Below are 15,816 nucleotides of genomic sequence, written 5' to 3' on the forward strand. Positions count from 1 at the left end.
CGTCATCCAATAGCGAGATCGGTTCGGAGCGGCCGGCCCTGGATGGCCGACCACACGTGGGCAGGGGTGAGCGGCATGTCGGCATGCCGGACCCCGATGGCGTCGAGCACCGCGTTCACGACAGCGGCCGGGGACCCGACGGTCGCCGACTCGCCGATGCCCTTGGCGCCGATGGGATGGTGCGGCGACGGGGTCACCGTCTTCCCCAGCTCCCACGAGGGGCACTCCATGGACGTGGGAAGGAGGTAGTCCATGAACGACGCGCCGAGATGGTTGCCGTCCGTGTCGAAGGCCATGACCTCCATCAGCGCCATCCCGATCCCGTCGGCGAGGCCGCCGTGCACCTGCCCCTCGACGATGGCCGGATTGATCCGCACCCCGCAGTCGTCCACCGCCACGAACCGGCGGACCGTGACCTGCCCGGTGCCCGGATCGACGTCGACGACGCAGAGGTACGCGCCGAACGGGAACGTCAGGTTGGGCGGGTTGTAGACGCAGGTGGCGTCGAGCTGCCCCTCGACCCCCTCGGGCAGCTCCAGTCCGGAGTGGGCCGCGAGGGCGATCTCACCGATGCCGACCCCGGCCGCCCGGTCGCCGCGCACGTGGAACCGGCCCTTGTCCCACACCAGGTCGTCGGCGGAGACCTCCAGCATCGCCGCGGCGACCAGCCGGGCCCGCTCGCGCACCTTGCGGGCCGCCATCACGGCGGCGGCACCGGAGACGGGGGTGGACCGCGAGCCGTAGGTGCCCAGGCCGAACGGGGTGCGATCGGTGTCGCCCTCGATGACCTCGATGTCGTCCGGTGAGATCCCGAGCTCCTCGGACACGATCTGGGCGAACGTCGTCTCGTGGCCCTGTCCCTGCGACATGCACGACAGCCGGAGCTCCGCCGATCCGGTCGGGTGCACCCGCAGCTCGGCGGCGTCGGCCATCCCGAACCCACCGATGTCCATGTCCTTGCGCGGGCCGGCCCCGACGGCCTCGGTGAAGAAGGACAGGCCGATGCCCATCACGGTGCCCTCGCCGGTCTCGGCCCGCGTCCGGCGGCCGCGCGCCTGCTCACGACGCAGCTCGTCGTAGCCGGCCATCTCCAGGGCCAGCTCGAAGGCCCGCGGGTAGTCGCCGGAGTCGTACTCCCATCCCGTGGCGCACCGGTAGGGGAACTGCTCGGGTCGCAGCAGGTTGCGTCGGCGCACCTCGGCCGCGTCGAGACCGAGGTCGAACGCCAGCACGTCGACCAGGCGCTCGACCAGGTAGGACGCCTCGGTGATCCGGAACGAGCATGCGTAGGCGACCCCGCCGGGCGCCTTGTTGGTGTAGACACCGCGGACCGTGCAGTGCGCGGCGGGCACCGAGTACGAACCGGTGAAGATGTGGAAGAAGCCGGCCGGGAACTTCGACGGCTGCGAGGTCCCGTTGAACGCGCCGTGGTCGGCGAGCACCTGCACCCGCAGCCCCTGTATCCGCCCGTCGCGGGTGGCCGCGATCTCCCCCCGCATGTGGAAGTCACGCGCGAAGGAGGTGCTCATCAGGTTCTCCGAGCGGTCCTCGGTCCACTTGACCGGCGCTCCGGTGATGCTCGTGGCGATCACGGCGCAGAGGTAGCCGGGGTAGATCGCCACCTTGTTGCCGAATCCGCCACCGATGTCCGGGGAGATGATCCGGATCCGGTTCTCGGGGATGCCGATGATCCCCGAGTAGAGGGCGCGGTGGGCGTGCGGGGCCTGCGCCGTGGCGTAGACGACGAGCCGGCCGCTGACCGGGTCGAGGTCGGCGACGATCCCGCACGTCTCCAGCGGCGCCGGATGCACCCGCGGGTAGAGCATCTCGCACGAGCTGACGTGCTCGGCGGCGGCGAATGCCGCCTCCGTCGCCGCTGCGTCACCGGCCTCCCAGTCGAAGATGTGGTTGTCGGTGCGGCCGGGGATCTCGTCGCGGATCACCGGGGCGTCCGGTGCGAGTGCCCGGTGGGCGTCGATGACCGGCTCGAGCGGTTCGTACTCCACCTCGATCAGGCTCAGCGCGTCGCGGGCGGCGTAGCGGTCCTCGGCGACGACGAACGCGACCTCCTGCCCCTGGTAGCGCACCTTGTCGGTGGCGAGTACCGCCGCGACGTCGTGGGACAGCGTGGGGATCCAGGCCATCCCGCGACGTTCCAGGTCCGCCCCGGTGATCACGGCACGCACCTTCGGGTGCGACTCGGCCCCGCCGGTGTCGATCGAGAGGATCCGCGCGTGCGCGTACGGGCTGCGCAGCACGGCGCCGTGCAACATGCCCGGCAACCGGATGTCGTCGACGAACCGCCCACGGCCGCGGAGGAACCTCGCGTCCTCCTTGCGCACCATGTTCCCGTGCCCCATGGGCGAGGCGTGCCCGGCGAACGGGTCGGGCCGGCGACCGGACGTCCCCGGCGTCAGTGCGGCGGTCATCCCGCCGCCCTCTCGGACTCGGCGGCGTGCCGGATCGACCGGACGATGTTCTCGTAGCCGGTACACCGGCAGGTCTGGCCGCTGATCGCCTCGCGGATCTCCACGTCGGACGGGTCCGGGAGCCGGTCGAGCAGCCAGCGCGCGGTCATGAGCATCCCCGGTGTGCAGAAGCCGCACTGGAGGCCGTGACACAGCGCGAAGGAGACCTGCAGCTGGTCGAGCTCGCCACCGCGGCGCTCCAGGCCTTCGACCGTCCGTACCGAGCTACCGCTCGCCATCACGGCGAGCACCGTGCACGACTTCACCGGCACCCGGTCCAGCCAGACGGTGCAGGCCCCGCAGTTCGAGGTGTCGCAGCCCCAGTGGGTACCGGTCAGCCCCAGCTCGTCGCGCAGCAGGTGCACCAGGAGCAGGCGGGGCTCCACGTCCCGGATGTAGTCCTGGTCGTTCACGGTGACGGTGACCCTCATCTACAGCCTCCCGATGATCGCGAGGTCGGCGCGGGCCGCCGCAGCGTGCAGCGCCCTGCGGGCGAGTTCACCCGCGAGATGGCGCTTGTAGTCGACGGGACCGCGCTGGTCGGCCACCGGGCTGCAGTGCTGCGCGGCGATGTCGCCCGCCTCGGCGATGTGCTCACCCGTCAGCTGCCGGCCGCGCAGGAAGTCCTCCGCCTCGACGGCGGCGAACTGGCGGGCCCCCACGGCCGTGAGGCCGATCCCGACCTCGGTCACGACGCTGTCCCGGTCGATCCGCAGCACGGCCGCCGCCGCGGCGACCGCCCAGTCGCCCGCCCGGCGGTCCACCTTGAGGTAGGCACTGCTGCTGCCGGCGAGTGTCGCCGAGTTCGACAGCGGGATCTGCAGCTCGACCAGCACCTCGGCGGGGCCGACCGCCGTCTGGTAGGGGCCGTGGAAGAACTCCCGCATCGGTACCCGGCGGACCCCGGCGGACCCCTCGATGACGGCCGTGGCGCGCAGGGCGGTGAAGGCCGCCGACAGGTCCTCCGACGGGTCCGCCTGGCAGACCGAACCGCCCACGGTCCCGCGGTTGCGCACGACCGGATCGGCGATCACCCGCTCGGCGTCGTGCAGCAGTGGGAAGTGCGTGCCGGCCGTCACCGATGCGAGCAGCTCCGCGTGCCGGACCATCGCACCGATCCGCAGCACGTCCCCCGCCAGGGAGATCCCGCCCAGATCGGCGAGCCCGTTGATGTCGACCAGCAGCTCCGGCTGGGCGAGTCGGAGCTTCATCATCGGGATGAGGCTGTGCCCACCCGCGACGATCCTCGATTCCGGCCCGTAGCGCTCCAACAGCGCGATCGCGTCCTCGACGGACGTCGCGCGCTGGTACTCGAAATGGGCTGGAACCTGCATCATGCTCCCGGCTGGTGGGCGTCGATCCACCATGCTGGTCCCAGTCACATGCCTCGGCAAGACCAGTTAAGTCTTTACTTAGGCCGAGTAGATGGAACGTGCGCCGAGGTGCAGCATGACCGCCACTGAACATCCCAGTCGTCATTTCGCGAACGTGTTCACCCCGGTTTGTACCGGAAGAACGTTCGCGACGTGGGCTGACGCAACGACGCGAATGAGGACGCATGCCGATCGAATCGAGTGGCCACAGCCAGGGCAACCCGCGCATGTTCGAGCTCATCGAGGGTGCCCCGAAGACCGGCGGCGCCAGCCCGACGATCTGGGCGTTCCCCCAGATGACCGAGTTCATGAAGATCGCCGGTCAACCGGTGGCCGGACCGTGGCCGCCGCACCAGGAACCGCGCCCCGATCCGGAGGACGAGGCGCTGCCGGTGGCCGTGGCCGAGCCGCGGCCCGAGGCCCGTCCCCGACCGCGGCCGACAGCCTGATCCCGCTCCCTGCTCCCGTTCCCGCACACCGACGCCCGCCCACCCAGGGCAAGGAGGCCCGGATGTACCCGTCCAAGTTCGGCTACGAGGCTCCGCGAAGTCTCGACGAGCTGAGTTCCCTGCTGAACCGGTACGGCGACGACGCCAAGATCCTCGCCGGCGGCCAGAGCCTCGTGCCGATGATGAAGCTCCGCTTCGCCGCGCCGGAGGTGCTCGTCGACATCAACGGCATCCCCGGGCTCGACTACCACCGCGAGGACCCCGACGGCACCCTGCGCGTGGGTGCACTGTGCCGGCACGTGACGCTGGAGCGGTCGGCCCTGCTGGCGGCGAAGCACCCGCTGATGGCGGCGGCGGCGCCGCTGATCGCCGACCCGATGGTGCGCAGCCGTGGCACCATGGTCGGCTCGATCTGCCACTCCGACCCCCAGGGCGACTGGGCCTCGGTCCTGCTCGCGCTGGGTGGGCACATGGTGGCGTTGGGTCCCCGCGGCCGCCGGACCATCGCGGCCGGCCACTTCAGCCTCGGACCGTTCCAGAACGCGCTGCAGCCCGACGAGATCGCCCTGGAGGCCGTCATCCCGGCCCCGACCGGACAGCGCTCGGGCACCTACCTCAAGCTGGAGCGCCGGGTCGGTGACTTCGCGACCGCCGGCGTCGCGATGGCGCTCGAGACCAGCGACGGTCGTGTCGTGCGGGCCGGGATCGCACTCACCGGGGTCGGTCCGAGCAACATCGCCGCCACCGAGGCCGCACAGGCGCTCGTCGGCAAGCCGTTGTCCGAGGAGTCCATCGAGCAGGCCGCGCAGCTCGCGGCGGCCGCCGCGCAGCCCAGGGGAGACCACCGCGGCAGCGCCGCGTTCAAGCGCCACGTCGTGGCGACGTTCATCAGACGCGGCCTCGCCCGCGGGGAAGCGGTGGCAGCATGAGCTACGGACGTTCGGTCGAGGTCGTCGAGACCGCCGAGAACGTGCGCCGGATCACGATCACGGTCAACGGCGAGCGACGTGTCGTCGAGGTGGAGCCGCGGCTGCTCCTCGCGCACCTGATGCGTGAGGGCCTCGGCCTGACCGGTACCCACTTCGGCTGCGACACCACGAACTGCGGTGCCTGCACGGTGCTCTTCGACGGAGAACCGATCAAGTCGTGCACCATGCTCGCGGTCCAGGCCGACGGGCACGAGGTGACGTCGGTGGAGGGCCTGGGCACGCACAGCGAGCTGGACCCGGTCCAGGAGGGCTTCCAGGCCGAGCACGGACTGCAGTGCGGCTTCTGCACGCCCGGAATGATGATGGCGTCGAAGGCGCTGCTCAACCGCAACGCGAGCCCGACCGAGGAAGACGTCCGGTGGGCGTTGTCGGGCAACCTCTGCCGGTGCACCGGCTACCAGAACATCGTCAAGGCGGTCCTGTGGGCCGCCGACAAGCAGCGCCTCTCCGGCCCGGCCGCGGCCGGGGACACGTCCTCCGAGGAGCATGTCTCATGACCCAGACGGCACCCGTGACACCGAGCAGCTCGCAGGCGCTCGACGAGATCAAGATCGGTGGTCTCGGCTCGAGCCGGTTGCGCGTCGAGGACAGCCGCTTCATCCGCGGCCGCGGCAACTACACCGACGACGTCAAGCTGCCCGGGATGCTCTACATGGAGATCCTGCGCAGCCCGCTGGCGCACGCCAGGATCATCAGCATCGACACCAGCAGGGCCTGGGCCATCCCGGGTGTCCGGCTCGTCCTCACCGGCGAGATGATGGCTCAGCGCAACCTGGCCTGGATGCCCACGCTGTCCTACGACACCCAGGCGGTGCTGGCCACCGACAAGGTCCGCTTCCAGGGCCAGGAGGTGTGCGTCGTCGTCGCCGACGACCCCTACATCGCCAAGGACGGCTGCGAGGCCATCGACGTCGAGTACGAGCCGCTGCCGCCGATCGTCAACCCGGAGCAGTCCGCGGCGCCGGGCGCCCCGGTCATCCGCGACGACAAGCAGGGCCAGGTCGACAACACCTGCTACCGCTGGGAGGTCGGCGACCGGGAGGCGACCGAGCGGGCCTTCGCCGAGGCCGACGTCGTCTCGAAGCTGAAGCTGCACTACCCGCGCAGCCACCCCTCGCCGATCGAGTGCTGCGGGTCGGTCGCGGACTTCGACCCGGCCACCAAGAAGCTCACGGTCTACATGACCAGCCAGGCACCGCACATCGTGCGGTCCGCGGTGGCGCTGATCGCCGAGCTGCCCGAGCACATGATCCGGATCGTCTCGCCGGACGTCGGTGGTGGCTTCGGCAACAAGGTGCCGGTCTACCCCGGTTACGTGCACTCGATCCTGGCGTCGATCCTGCTGGGCAAGCCGGTCAAGTGGACCGAGGACAAGACCGGCAACCTCATCTCCACCGGCTTCGGCCGCGACATGTACCTCGACGGCGAGATGGCCCTGCGCTCCGACGGGAAGATCCTCGCCGTCCGCATGCACGCCGACACCGACCAGGGTGCCTTCTTCGCCGACGCCCAGCCGAGCAAGTTCAAGATCGGCCTGATGCACTCGACGTTCGCCTGCTACAACATCGGGACCGGTTACATCACCGCGCAGGGCCACTACACCAACAAGGCGCCCGGCGGGGTGGCCTACCGCTGCTCGTTCCGGGTCACCGAGGCCATGTTCTTCCAGGAGCGGATGGTGCAGGCCGCCGCCGACGACCTCGGCATCGACCAGGCCGAGTTCCGGCGCGTCAACCTGCTGCCCGACGACGCGTTCCCGGCCCGCACACCGTTCGGCTTCCTCGTCGACTCCGGCCAGTACGACAAGTGCCTGCAGATCGGCCTGGACGCGATCGGCTACGAGGAGTTCCGGCGCGAGCAGGCCGCGGCGCGGGCCAAGGGGCGCCTGCTGGGTATCGGGATCTCGACGATGACCGAACCGCTCGGCGCCGGCAACAGCCGCGAGTACGACATCCTCGGCATCAAGATGTTCGACTCCGCCGAGCTGCGGGTGCACCTGACCGGCAAGGCGATCCTGCGCACCGGGGCGAAGACCCAGGGCCAGGGCCACGAGACGACGTGGGCGCAGATCGTTAGCCACGAGCTGGGCATCCCCGCCGCCGACGTGGTCGTGGAGGAGGGCGACACCGACACCGCCCCGTACGGGATGGGCACCTACGCGTCCCGCAGCACGCCGGTGGCCGGCGCCGCGGTGTCCATGGTGTCCCGCAAGATCCGGGCGAAGGCGCGCAAGATCGCCGCCCACCTGCTGGAGGTGTCCGAGGAGGACATCGAGTGGGAGCTGGGCCGGTTCTTCGTGCGCGGCGCCCCGGAACGCGGCGCGACGATCCAGGAGTGCGCGATGGCCGCCTACTCCAACATGCCCGACGGGATGGAGCCCGGGCTCGAGGGCAACGCCTACTACGACCCGCCCAACCTGACCTGGCCGTTCGCCTGCTACATCGTGACCGTCGAGGTCGACCCGGAGACCGGGGTGTGGGACGTGCTGCGCGTCGTCGCGGTGGACGACTGCGGCGTGCGGATCAACCCCATGATCGTCGAGGGACAGATCATGGGTGGGCTGACCGAGGCCTACGCGATGTCGAACATGCAGTTCCAGACCTACGACGCCGAGGGCAACATCGTGGGCTCGAACTACATGGACTACCTCATCCCGACGGCGTGGGAGACGCCCGGGTTCGAGCTGCACGAGGTGGTCACGCCGTGCCCGCACCACCCGATCGGGGCCAAGGGCGTCGGCGAGTGCGCGGCGGTCGGCGGTCCGGCGGCCTTCGTCAACGCCGTCCTCGACGCGATCGCCCACACCGGGGTGCGCAACATCGACATGCCGGTGCTGCCCGACCGCGTCTGGACCGCCCTGCAGACCCACCAGGACGTCTCCGGCGCGCCGCCGGTCAGGAACGGCTGAGGGAGGAGACCGATATGGAGATCAAGAACGAGCTCGTGGTCGGCGCCCCGCTGGACAAGGTGTGGGCCTACCTCCTCGACGTCCCCAACCTCGCACCGTGCCTCCCCGGCGCGGAGCTGGTCGGCGACGACGGCAACGGCACCTACGACGGCAAGGTGGTGGCCCGGCTCGGCCCGGTGAAGCTGAGCTTCAGCGGCCAGGTCAAGATCATCGAGACCGATGACGCCGCCCACCGGATGGTGATGCACGCCGCCGGCGCCGAGGACAAGGGCAAGGGCACCGCGGACATGATGATGACCGTGGTCCTGGCGCCGGCCAGTGGTGGAACGACGATGAAGGTCGAGCAGGACCTGACCGTCTCCGGTGCGGCCGCCCAGTTCGGGCGCGGCATGATCGCCGACGTCACCGGCGTGCTCATGCAGTCCTTCGCGGAATGCCTGCAGTACAACATCACCAACCAGGGCAGCGGTGGCACGACGACCGCGGTCCGCGCCGCCAGGCCCGCCAGCGGGTTCGCCATCGGTGTTCGCGCCGCCCGGATGGCGCTGATGCGCGTGTTCGCCCGGTTCTTCCTTCCCTACGACCGCAACCGATGAGCCCCGCGGCTGCGAAGGAGAAGTCATGACGCTCTGGTGGATCGGCAACGCCCTGCTGGTGGTGGTGCTCGTCGTGGTGATCGCGCTGCTCAGCCGGCTGCTCGCCGCGGTGGAGCGCATCCGCGGTGCCGCCGACGACATCCTCACCCACGGCGTGGAGCTGCTCGGCGAGGTCGAGGACACGCCCGCACTGCTCGTCGAGACGGACGCGACCGTGGCCCAGGTCGCGGTCGGGGCCACCCGGTACGGGGGCAGCGTCGCCACGCTGCTCCCTGCGAAGTAGGAGGACGACAATGCCCGTCGTTGCCTGGATCACACTCCTGATCACCGCACTGATCATCGCCGTCGTGGCGGTCGGCCTGCTGCGCGTGATCCTGCACCTGCGTCACGTCCATGCCACCCTCGCCGCCCTGCAGGGCGGCGTGGACGCCATCGCCGACAACACCAGTACCGTCCCGACGGTGGTCGGGTCGGTCAACGCCAACCTCGCCCCCGTGCGGGCCTGGTGCGAGACGGTCTGAGGAGCCCGCGAACATGATTCCCTTCGGCTGGACCCTCGGACTCGTCATCGGCCTGGTGATCGTGGTGGTGGTGGTCGCACTCGTCACCCCGATCCTGGTGCTCGCCTACAAGATCGGCACCCAGGCCCAGCAGCTCGACGCCTCGCTGAGCCGCTCCCGCACCCACACCGCGGGGCTCGCCGGGCTGAACACGACCATCGACCACGCCACCGAGATCATCGGTGGCCTGCAGCGCGGCCGCGCGCGGCTGGGAGGCTGACCGTGTCCCTCTCTCCCGGAGAGATCACCTACTGGACGGTGATCCTCGTACTCGGCGCCGTCGTGATCGTCGCGGTCGTGGTGCTGCTGAGCCTGCTCGTGGCCTTCGTCAAACGGATCGACAGCGCGGTCGACGGCATCGCCGGCACGCTCGTCGGCATCACCGAGAACACGAAGGACACCGCGTTGATCACCGCGACCGGCGCCGGCCTGGACCTGGTGCTGGGCGAGGGCCTGCAGCACCACCTGTTCCTCGGGCGGGTCGTCGACTCCATCCCCACCCCCGCCGGGAAGGCATGATCATGTCCGAATCGACTCTGTTGGTCATCACCGTCGTCGAGATCGTGGTGTTGATCGCCGGGCTGGCCTTCTTCGTCTTCTGGCTCGGCTCGCTGCTCGGCAGGATCGCCACCACGCTGGAGGCCGGTGACGGGCTGGTGAGCCGGATCGCCGCCGACGGCAAGGCGATCCGGCCCGGCCTGGAGCACATCAACCGCACGGGACGGACCGTCGCGGGGGCGCTGCCGCTGCTCTACGGCTTCGCCGAGGAGGTCATCAGGAAGGTCTCGTCGAACCCCGATCGGCCCCAGGTCGCCGTTCCGGCCACCGGACGGCGTCGGTCACGCATCCACGAGACGGTCGGGTACGCGCCGTCCCGGCACTGACCGGCCACCGTCCACGACCACGGCCGCCCGGCGGGATCCCCGCCGGGCGGCTGCCGTCGTCGGACCGGACGCAGGCCGGTTGCCCTACGGCGCGCTGCCTCCGGGGAGCGCCTGCGACGCGGGCGAGCCCGGCAGCAGCTGCCCGGACCCGGCGACACCGGCCGCGGAGTACCACCCGCCCCGGATCGCGGACACGGCGGCCCAGCCGTCCGCGTAACCGGGCACGTCGAGGTGCTGTTCCCACGGCTTGATGTCGAGCACCGGCGTCCCGTGGCAGGCGTCGACACCGCGGAACGTGATCCCCGAACCGTCCACCTCCACGACCCGCACCACGCTGAGGCCGATCGGGTTGGGCCGTGCGGGGTGCCGGGTGGCGAAGACCCCGAACCGGCGGTCGCTGCCGGCCAGCATGAACGGCACCACCTGCCCGTCGGCCGGTGGCGGGGCGGCCCGGTCCAGCCACAGCAGCAACCACACGTAGTCGAAGTCGGCGATCCCGTCGAGGGCCGCGACGTGCTCGGGGAAGACCTCGACGCGGCCCTCCGCGGTGCTGTTCCGGGTCGACTGGATGGGCGTGGCGGCCGGCTGCCGGTAGTCGCTGCGCACGTACCCGATCGGGGCGAACGCGGGTGTACTCGCGCGGATCCGGGCCTGCTCGGAGCCACACAGGTCGGGGGGCCCGTCGGTCATTCGTCCACCTTCTCGGTGCTCGGGGCCCGACCTCGGGTCAGTCCGGCCGGTGCTGCGGCAGCGGTGCGGTGTTGGGCGCGTCGGAGTACGCGCCGATCCACTCCGTACGCCAGGAGTTGTCGTAGAGCGTCTCGTTGCACAGCGGCTCGTACGTCGCGATCAGTTCCTGGGTGATCTGCTCACGATGTGCCCGATTGCCGCCCGGCACCTCCAGGAAGGCGACGTGCAGCTTCCATTTCGAACCCGCACGTCGTATCCAGCAGCCGGACCGCCGGTGCTTGAACGGGAACCCGACCGCGGTGAGATCGTCGGCATGTCCGACGTAGGTGACGGCGTAGCGTTCGGACCGCCCCTCGGGCTCGGGCTTGTAGAGGATCGCGTAGACGCCCGCCCGGGCGGGCGGGCTCCATCCGCCGAGCACCCGTGGCCCGGAGAACGCGTATCCCGCGAGCGAGCCGAGCCGGATCACCCCGGTTCGCCCGCGTCCTCGGACTCGCTGATCGCCTCGGCGTGCACGATGGGGAAGTCGGGCAGGCCCGCGATGCGCACGGCGTCGGTGAACTCGGCACGGCCGCGCTCGATGGCCTCGTCACGGCTGCCGGCCAGCACGACGATCTGTGCGCCGTAGCGGGTGCTGCCGCCCCCGGTGGCGATCCCCTCCCGGCGCGCCACGGCGTCGGCCAGCTCGACGACCTCCTCGATCGACACCACCGGGTCGGTGTCCGGGTCGCCTTCGGCCACCAGGCCGACGCTCCATCGCATCATCGTCGAACTCCTATCCGAGTTGGGGTAGCAGCTGCGCCAGTTCGGCGAGGCTCTCCAGGTCGTGGCCCGACAGCAGCACGTCGATGTGCGGCTCGGCCACCATCATGCCCAACGACTGCGGCCGGAAGTGCGGATCCCCGCCCTTGTGCGGGTGCATCCAGACGATGGTGTGCGACAACCGGGAGAGCCGCTCCATCGCCGTCGCCAACGTGTCCGGGTTGCCCCGGTCGAGCCCGTCGGAGCAGATCACCAGGATCCCCCCGCGAGTGATCCCGCGCCTGCCCCAGGTCCGGGCGAACTCGTCGAGGCAGTCGCCGATCCGGGTGCCGCCCTCCCAGTCCACCACGAGTCGCGACGCCTCCGTGAGCGCGTCGTCCGGGCTGCGCTTCTGCAGCGGGACGGTGATCCTGGTCAGGCGGGTGCCGAAGCAGAACACCTCGACCTTCTGCGCCGCCCGGCGCGCGGTGTGCGCGAACTGGAGCAGAGCGCGCGAGTAGTCGGCCATGGAGCCGGACACGTCGAGCACCAGCACGAGCGGCCGCAGCTTGACCCGGCGACGCTGCCACCGCAGCGCGACCGGCTCACCGTGCATCCGCAGCGACTGCCGGACGGTCCGGCGCAGGTCCGGGCGCCGACCCCGACGGGCCGGCCGGGTGCGCCGGGTGCGCCGCTTCGGCGGGGTCAGCCGGAACTGCGCCATGATGCGCCGCAGCGCCGCGAGCTCGTCGGGGGTGCAGGCGACGAACGACTTGGAGCGCAACGCGGTGACCCCGGAGGCCATCAGGCCCATCACCGTCTCGTCCTCCTCCGGGTCGCCCGCGGGGTCGGGCGGATCCGTGGCCGGGATGTCGATCACGGCCTCGGACTCGGCGCTGGACCTCAGCTGCAGCGACAGCATCTCCTCGACCGGGTTGCGTTCGCCGAGGAAGTACGCGCGGAACACCTCGTCGTAGGTGCCGATGTCCTCCCGACGCTTGACCAGCGATGTGCGGCCACCCCAGTAGAGGTCCATCAGGTCGGTGGGATCCAGGGGCACCATCACCGCGCAGAAGGTGGAGATGTCGCCCGGGCCCGCCGAGATGCCCTCGGCCCGGAGTGCCCTGCCGAACCCGACCAGCAGCGACACCAGGTCGTCGTGGGTCACGTCACCGACGTGATGTCGTCGATGCACCCGCGGGCCAGCTCGATGTCCTCGCGGTCCTTGAGCACGGCACCGAGGGTGAGGTCGGCCGCCTCGGCGGTCAGCGTGGTCTCGCCGAGGAAGTCCAGCGTGCGTGCCCAGTCGATCGTCTCCGCGACCCCCGGCGGCTTGGCCAGGTCCATCTCCCGCAGCCGCTGCACCGCCGTGACCACCTTGCGGGCCAGCTCGGCGCTCACCCCGGGCTGGCGGACGGTCACGATCTCGACCTCCTGCTCCAGCGACGGGTAGTCGATCCAGTGGTACATGCACCGACGCTTGAGCGCGTCGTGCAGCTCCCGGGTCCGGTTCGACGTGAGGACGACGATCGGCGGCTGTGTCGCGACGATCGTGCCGACCTCCGGGATGCTGATCTGGAAGTCCGACAGCATCTCGAGCAGGAACGCCTCGAACTCGTCGTCGGCCCGGTCGATCTCGTCGATCAGGAGCACGGCGCGGTCTCCGGCGCGCACCGCCTGCAACAGCGGCCGCTCCAGCAGGAACCGCGGTCCGAACAGTCGATCCACGGCGTCGTCGTCGGCCAGGCCGCGCTCCGACAGCGCCCGGATGTGCAGCAGCTGGCGTGCGTAGTCCCACTCGTAGAGTGCCTGGCTGGTGTCGATCCCCTCGTAGCACTGCAACCGGATGAGGTCACGGCCCAGCACCGCGGCGAGCACCTTGGCGATCTCGGTCTTGCCGACGCCCGGTTCGCCCTCCAGGAGCAGCGGCCGGTGCAGGGACATCGACACGTAGGCGGCCGTGGCCAGCCCCCGGTCGGCGAGGTAGTCGCCTCGGCGCAACGCCGCGGTCAGGTCGCCGACGCTGGCAGGTGGACTCACCGCGACGTTCTCCTCGATCGATTGAGGTGGGGTTCGGCTGCGACGCGGGTGGCGACGCAGCCTCTGGCGTGCCCGGCGGCCCGGTCGCCGGGGATGGTCTGCCCGGGCCTACGCGTCGCCGTCGACCAGGTCCCGAACGGTGGTCGCCCCGGCCTGCAGCTTGCCGTCACGTGCAAGTCGGTCCCGCCACGCGTTGCGCAGCTCGTCGCCGACCGGCACCGCCGTCGAGTCGAGGTCGTCGGCACCGTTGAGGTCCAACCCCCCGAACCCGATGTTCTTCATGTTCTTGCAGATCTTGGCCCTCGGTCGCGGCGGCTCGATGTCCGCGGAGGACTGGTGCTGCGCCGTCCAGATCGAGCGCAGGACGCCCAGCGCCTCGGCGTCCTCGGCGGCACTGTGCGATCGCTCGGTCACCCGGGAACCTCCGATTCCTCGGTCGTGCATCCCTGCGCCGACCATTTTCGGATCGTCGTCCCGTCCCGCGCAAATGGCAACCGGGAATAAGCGATCGCTTAGGCCGCAGCGCGCCGTATCCGGCTCGTCGACACGATTGGATCGGGATACGCCGCTCCCCGATCGAATCGGGGCAGAGTGCACGTGTGACACTCACGCAGCTAAACGCCTTCGTGCTCGTCGCTCGGCTCGGGTCGGTCAAGGCCGCCGCGAACGCGCTCGGCGTCAGCGAACCCGCCGTGTCCCAGGCGCTGTCCGCTCTGCGCAGGTATCTCGACGACCCCCTGCTGACCCGCGGTGGTCCGGGAATGACCCTGACGCCGGGCGGGACGCGGCTGCTGACGATCGCCGCCCAGATGGTTTCGCTCGGTGCTGAAGCCGAGTCGGCGGTCCGGCTGGCCAAGGGCGCCGCGCAGCAGCTGCGCCTCGTCGCACCGAGCGCGGTCGTCGAGTTCATCACCGGTCCGCTCGCCGATGCCTTCACCGCACGCTCGCTCGGCTCGATCGAGGTGTCGGCCGGTGTGTCGACCACGGCGGAGATGGGCCCGCTGGTCTCGCAGCGGCTCGCCGACCTCGCCATCGGGCCGCAGCTGGACGGCGACCGGAGCCTGGGGCTGGCCAGCGAACCGGTCTTCCGCTGCCAGCTGGTCGTCCTCGCCTCGGCCAAGAGCCGGATGAGCGGATCGCCCGATCGATGGCCGTGGCTCGTGGAGCCCTCCGCGACCGATCCCGGCAGCGACGTCTCCCGGTTGCTGCGGGGCCTCGGTGTCCCCGAGAAACAGCTGTCGGTGTTCCCGAACCAGACCGCGGCCTGGGAGGCCGCTGTCCGGGGTGCCGGCGTCGCGCCCGGGATCCTGCACCTCGCGGTGCACCAGTTGCGGCGCCGCGAGCTGCAGGTGATCGACGTACCCGGCACGCCGTTCGAGACCTGTTGGTACGCGACCACGCTCGCCCCCGAGCGGCGGTCGCCCGCCGCGGGGTCGCTGCGCCACTTCCTCGGAACACCGGAGGCGATGAAGCTGCTGCGCACGCCGGGTGCGGGGATGCCGGCGTCGCGGTTCCGGCCGCCGGTCTACGTCACGATCTGGAGCTGACCGGAACCTGCGGCCGGGGTCGCGACTTCCGCCGTCCCGGGAGGCGATTGTGTGTTGCGGCGTGGCCGTGGGGACCAGCAGGTAGCGCGCCACCTCCGACCGGGGTGGCCGACGTCGGCGCGGCCCACACGAGGTCCGGGACCGGGGATGGTCAGGGCTCGGCCGTCCGAGGGCAGGATCACCGGGCGGACCGCTGACCAGACAGGTGGTGTTCGGGTCGGCGTACTGGCCGGCGAGCCACTGCCGGGCGTAGTCGCGGAAGCTGATCTCGCCGGCGCGGGGATCGATGTAGGTGTCGCGGGCGAGCTCGGTCTCGATGCGCGCGGCCTCGCGCTCGGCGTCGCCTTGCGTTCGAAGGATCGCTTGCGGGGCCTGTCGTCGGAGTCTCGCCACCGGACGATCCACCGCCTGCCCTGGCCGTAGCGGGCGCTGCGCTCGCGTCGGGCAGCTCTCTCGGGTGTCCGTCGCTGCACGTACCAGGCGTCGTCGCCACCTACCTCGGCGTACCCATCGCCACTACGTCCGCAACGACCCCGACGGCGTCCGCCGGTGCTGCGGGGTGGGACTGGGG

20 protein-coding genes are annotated in these 15,816 nt (G+C 70.7%); 11 read left to right on the forward strand and 9 right to left on the reverse strand.

Annotated elements, in window-relative coordinates:
• Positions 1–2: 2 nt before the first annotated feature.
• From PHY01_RS24160 to PHY01_RS24170, 3 genes are all read right to left on the reverse strand, one after another.
• Positions 3–2,360 (reverse strand): aerobic carbon-monoxide dehydrogenase large subunit, encoded by a 2,358-nt coding sequence (locus PHY01_RS24160; RefSeq protein WP_246086126.1) that lies wholly within the window; start codon positions 2,358–2,360, stop codon positions 3–5.
• A gap of 65 nt (positions 2,361–2,425) precedes the next feature.
• Positions 2,426–2,899 carry a (2Fe-2S)-binding protein gene (locus PHY01_RS24165; protein ID WP_141282243.1) on the reverse strand — a complete coding sequence of 158 codons (474 nt, stop codon included), beginning with the start codon at positions 2,897–2,899 and terminating at the stop codon, positions 2,426–2,428.
• Positions 2,900–3,805 (reverse strand): FAD binding domain-containing protein, encoded by a 906-nt coding sequence (locus PHY01_RS24170; RefSeq protein ID WP_307723986.1) that lies wholly within the window; start codon positions 3,803–3,805, stop codon positions 2,900–2,902.
• 221 nt (positions 3,806–4,026) lie between these two features.
• Here PHY01_RS24170 and PHY01_RS24175 point away from each other — a divergent pair, with 221 nt between their 5' ends.
• The 10 genes from PHY01_RS24175 to PHY01_RS24220 all read left to right on the forward strand — a co-directional run bounded on the left by PHY01_RS24175 (position 4,027) and on the right by PHY01_RS24220 (position 10,227).
• Entirely contained in the window at positions 4,027–4,290 is a 264-nt protein-coding gene (locus PHY01_RS24175) for a hypothetical protein (RefSeq protein ID WP_141282245.1), read from the forward strand.
• A gap of 62 nt (positions 4,291–4,352) precedes the next feature.
• The gene (locus PHY01_RS24180; protein WP_141282247.1) at positions 4,353–5,219 is read left to right on the forward strand and encodes an FAD binding domain-containing protein; all 867 of its coding nucleotides are present in this window, start codon (positions 4,353–4,355) and stop codon (positions 5,217–5,219) included.
• A complete protein-coding gene (locus PHY01_RS24185; RefSeq protein ID WP_141282249.1) occupies positions 5,216–5,776 on the forward strand; it encodes a (2Fe-2S)-binding protein in 561 nt (186 codons plus the stop codon). The genes PHY01_RS24180 and PHY01_RS24185 overlap by 4 nt, the downstream gene beginning before the upstream one ends.
• Positions 5,773–8,187 carry an aerobic carbon-monoxide dehydrogenase large subunit gene (locus PHY01_RS24190; RefSeq protein ID WP_141282251.1) on the forward strand — a complete coding sequence of 805 codons (2,415 nt, stop codon included), beginning with the start codon at positions 5,773–5,775 and terminating at the stop codon, positions 8,185–8,187. The genes PHY01_RS24185 and PHY01_RS24190 overlap by 4 nt, the downstream gene beginning before the upstream one ends.
• A 14-nt stretch (positions 8,188–8,201) precedes the next feature.
• Positions 8,202–8,783 carry an SRPBCC family protein gene (locus PHY01_RS24195; RefSeq protein ID WP_141282253.1) on the forward strand — a complete coding sequence of 194 codons (582 nt, stop codon included), beginning with the start codon at positions 8,202–8,204 and terminating at the stop codon, positions 8,781–8,783.
• Positions 8,784–8,808: 25 nt separating this feature from the next.
• Positions 8,809–9,066: a hypothetical protein gene (locus PHY01_RS24200; protein ID WP_141282255.1), complete on the forward strand. Its 258-nt coding sequence runs from the start codon at positions 8,809–8,811 to the stop codon at positions 9,064–9,066.
• Positions 9,067–9,076: 10 nt separating this feature from the next.
• Complete coding sequence (locus tag PHY01_RS24205) at positions 9,077–9,304, forward strand: hypothetical protein (RefSeq protein ID WP_141282257.1); 228 nt, start codon at positions 9,077–9,079, stop codon at positions 9,302–9,304.
• Between the two features lie 13 nt (positions 9,305–9,317).
• The gene (locus PHY01_RS24210) at positions 9,318–9,563 is read left to right on the forward strand and encodes a hypothetical protein (RefSeq protein ID WP_141282259.1); all 246 of its coding nucleotides are present in this window, start codon (positions 9,318–9,320) and stop codon (positions 9,561–9,563) included.
• A 2-nt stretch (positions 9,564–9,565) separates the two neighbouring features.
• Positions 9,566–9,862, forward strand: a complete 297-nt coding sequence (locus tag PHY01_RS24215) for a hypothetical protein (RefSeq protein WP_141282261.1) — start codon at positions 9,566–9,568, stop codon at positions 9,860–9,862.
• Between the two features lie 2 nt (positions 9,863–9,864).
• Positions 9,865–10,227, forward strand: coding sequence for a hypothetical protein (locus PHY01_RS24220; RefSeq protein WP_246086125.1), 363 nt, complete (start codon positions 9,865–9,867; stop codon positions 10,225–10,227).
• 84 nt (positions 10,228–10,311) lie between these two features.
• On the opposite strand, the gene tsaA is transcribed toward PHY01_RS24220, so the two are convergent.
• The 6 genes from tsaA to PHY01_RS24250 all read right to left on the reverse strand — a co-directional run bounded on the left by tsaA (position 10,312) and on the right by PHY01_RS24250 (position 14,112).
• The gene (gene tsaA / locus PHY01_RS24225; protein ID WP_141282263.1) at positions 10,312–10,917 is read right to left on the reverse strand and encodes a tRNA (N6-threonylcarbamoyladenosine(37)-N6)-methyltransferase TrmO; all 606 of its coding nucleotides are present in this window, start codon (positions 10,915–10,917) and stop codon (positions 10,312–10,314) included.
• 37 nt (positions 10,918–10,954) lie between these two features.
• Entirely contained in the window at positions 10,955–11,386 is a 432-nt protein-coding gene (locus PHY01_RS24230; protein ID WP_141282265.1) for a hypothetical protein, read from the reverse strand.
• The gene (locus PHY01_RS24235; protein ID WP_141282267.1) at positions 11,383–11,682 is read right to left on the reverse strand and encodes a hypothetical protein; all 300 of its coding nucleotides are present in this window, start codon (positions 11,680–11,682) and stop codon (positions 11,383–11,385) included. The genes PHY01_RS24230 and PHY01_RS24235 overlap by 4 nt, the downstream gene beginning before the upstream one ends.
• 10 nt (positions 11,683–11,692) lie before the next feature.
• Positions 11,693–12,826, reverse strand: coding sequence for a vWA domain-containing protein (locus PHY01_RS24240; protein WP_141282269.1), 1,134 nt, complete (start codon positions 12,824–12,826; stop codon positions 11,693–11,695).
• On the reverse strand, positions 12,823–13,698 hold the full coding sequence (locus PHY01_RS24245; protein WP_141282271.1) for an AAA family ATPase: 876 nt from the start codon (positions 13,696–13,698) through the stop codon (positions 12,823–12,825). The genes PHY01_RS24240 and PHY01_RS24245 overlap by 4 nt, the downstream gene beginning before the upstream one ends.
• Before the next feature lie 108 nt (positions 13,699–13,806).
• A complete protein-coding gene (locus PHY01_RS24250; RefSeq protein ID WP_141282273.1) occupies positions 13,807–14,112 on the reverse strand; it encodes a hypothetical protein in 306 nt (101 codons plus the stop codon).
• Positions 14,113–14,297: 185 nt separating this feature from the next.
• Here PHY01_RS24250 and PHY01_RS24255 point away from each other — a divergent pair, with 185 nt between their 5' ends.
• The gene (locus PHY01_RS24255; protein ID WP_141282275.1) at positions 14,298–15,245 is read left to right on the forward strand and encodes a LysR family transcriptional regulator; all 948 of its coding nucleotides are present in this window, start codon (positions 14,298–14,300) and stop codon (positions 15,243–15,245) included.
• The last annotated feature ends 571 nt before the right edge of the window (positions 15,246–15,816 follow it).

Origin of the sequence: Pseudonocardia hydrocarbonoxydans (assembly GCF_006539565.1) — a bacterium.
GTDB lineage: Bacteria > Actinomycetota > Actinomycetes > Mycobacteriales > Pseudonocardiaceae > Pseudonocardia > Pseudonocardia hydrocarbonoxydans.

Bases quoted from the DNA above. Each gene is read 5' to 3' on its own strand.
- PHY01_RS24190 (WP_141282251.1), top strand. From the start codon at position 5,773: ATGACCCAGACGGCACCCGTGACACCGAGCAGCTCGCAGGCGCTCGAC.
- PHY01_RS24210 (WP_141282259.1), top strand. From the start codon at position 9,318: ATGATTCCCTTCGGCTGGACCCTCGGACTCGTCATCGGCCTGGTGATC.
- PHY01_RS24185 (WP_141282249.1), top strand. From the start codon at position 5,216: ATGAGCTACGGACGTTCGGTCGAGGTCGTCGAGACCGCCGAGAACGTG.
- PHY01_RS24165 (WP_141282243.1), bottom strand. From the start codon at position 2,899: ATGAGGGTCACCGTCACCGTGAACGACCAGGACTACATCCGGGACGTG.
- PHY01_RS24170 (WP_307723986.1), bottom strand. From the start codon at position 3,805: ATGATGCAGGTTCCAGCCCATTTCGAGTACCAGCGCGCGACGTCCGTC.
- PHY01_RS24195 (WP_141282253.1), top strand. From the start codon at position 8,202: ATGGAGATCAAGAACGAGCTCGTGGTCGGCGCCCCGCTGGACAAGGTG.
- PHY01_RS24175 (WP_141282245.1), top strand. From the start codon at position 4,027: ATGCCGATCGAATCGAGTGGCCACAGCCAGGGCAACCCGCGCATGTTC.
- PHY01_RS24220 (WP_246086125.1), top strand. From the start codon at position 9,865: ATGTCCGAATCGACTCTGTTGGTCATCACCGTCGTCGAGATCGTGGTG.
- PHY01_RS24180 (WP_141282247.1), top strand. From the start codon at position 4,353: ATGTACCCGTCCAAGTTCGGCTACGAGGCTCCGCGAAGTCTCGACGAG.
- PHY01_RS24200 (WP_141282255.1), top strand. From the start codon at position 8,809: ATGACGCTCTGGTGGATCGGCAACGCCCTGCTGGTGGTGGTGCTCGTC.
- PHY01_RS24235 (WP_141282267.1), bottom strand. From the start codon at position 11,682: ATGATGCGATGGAGCGTCGGCCTGGTGGCCGAAGGCGACCCGGACACC.
- PHY01_RS24160 (WP_246086126.1), bottom strand. From the start codon at position 2,360: ATGGGGCACGGGAACATGGTGCGCAAGGAGGACGCGAGGTTCCTCCGC.
- PHY01_RS24205 (WP_141282257.1), top strand. From the start codon at position 9,077: ATGCCCGTCGTTGCCTGGATCACACTCCTGATCACCGCACTGATCATC.
- tsaA (WP_141282263.1), bottom strand. From the start codon at position 10,917: ATGACCGACGGGCCCCCCGACCTGTGTGGCTCCGAGCAGGCCCGGATC.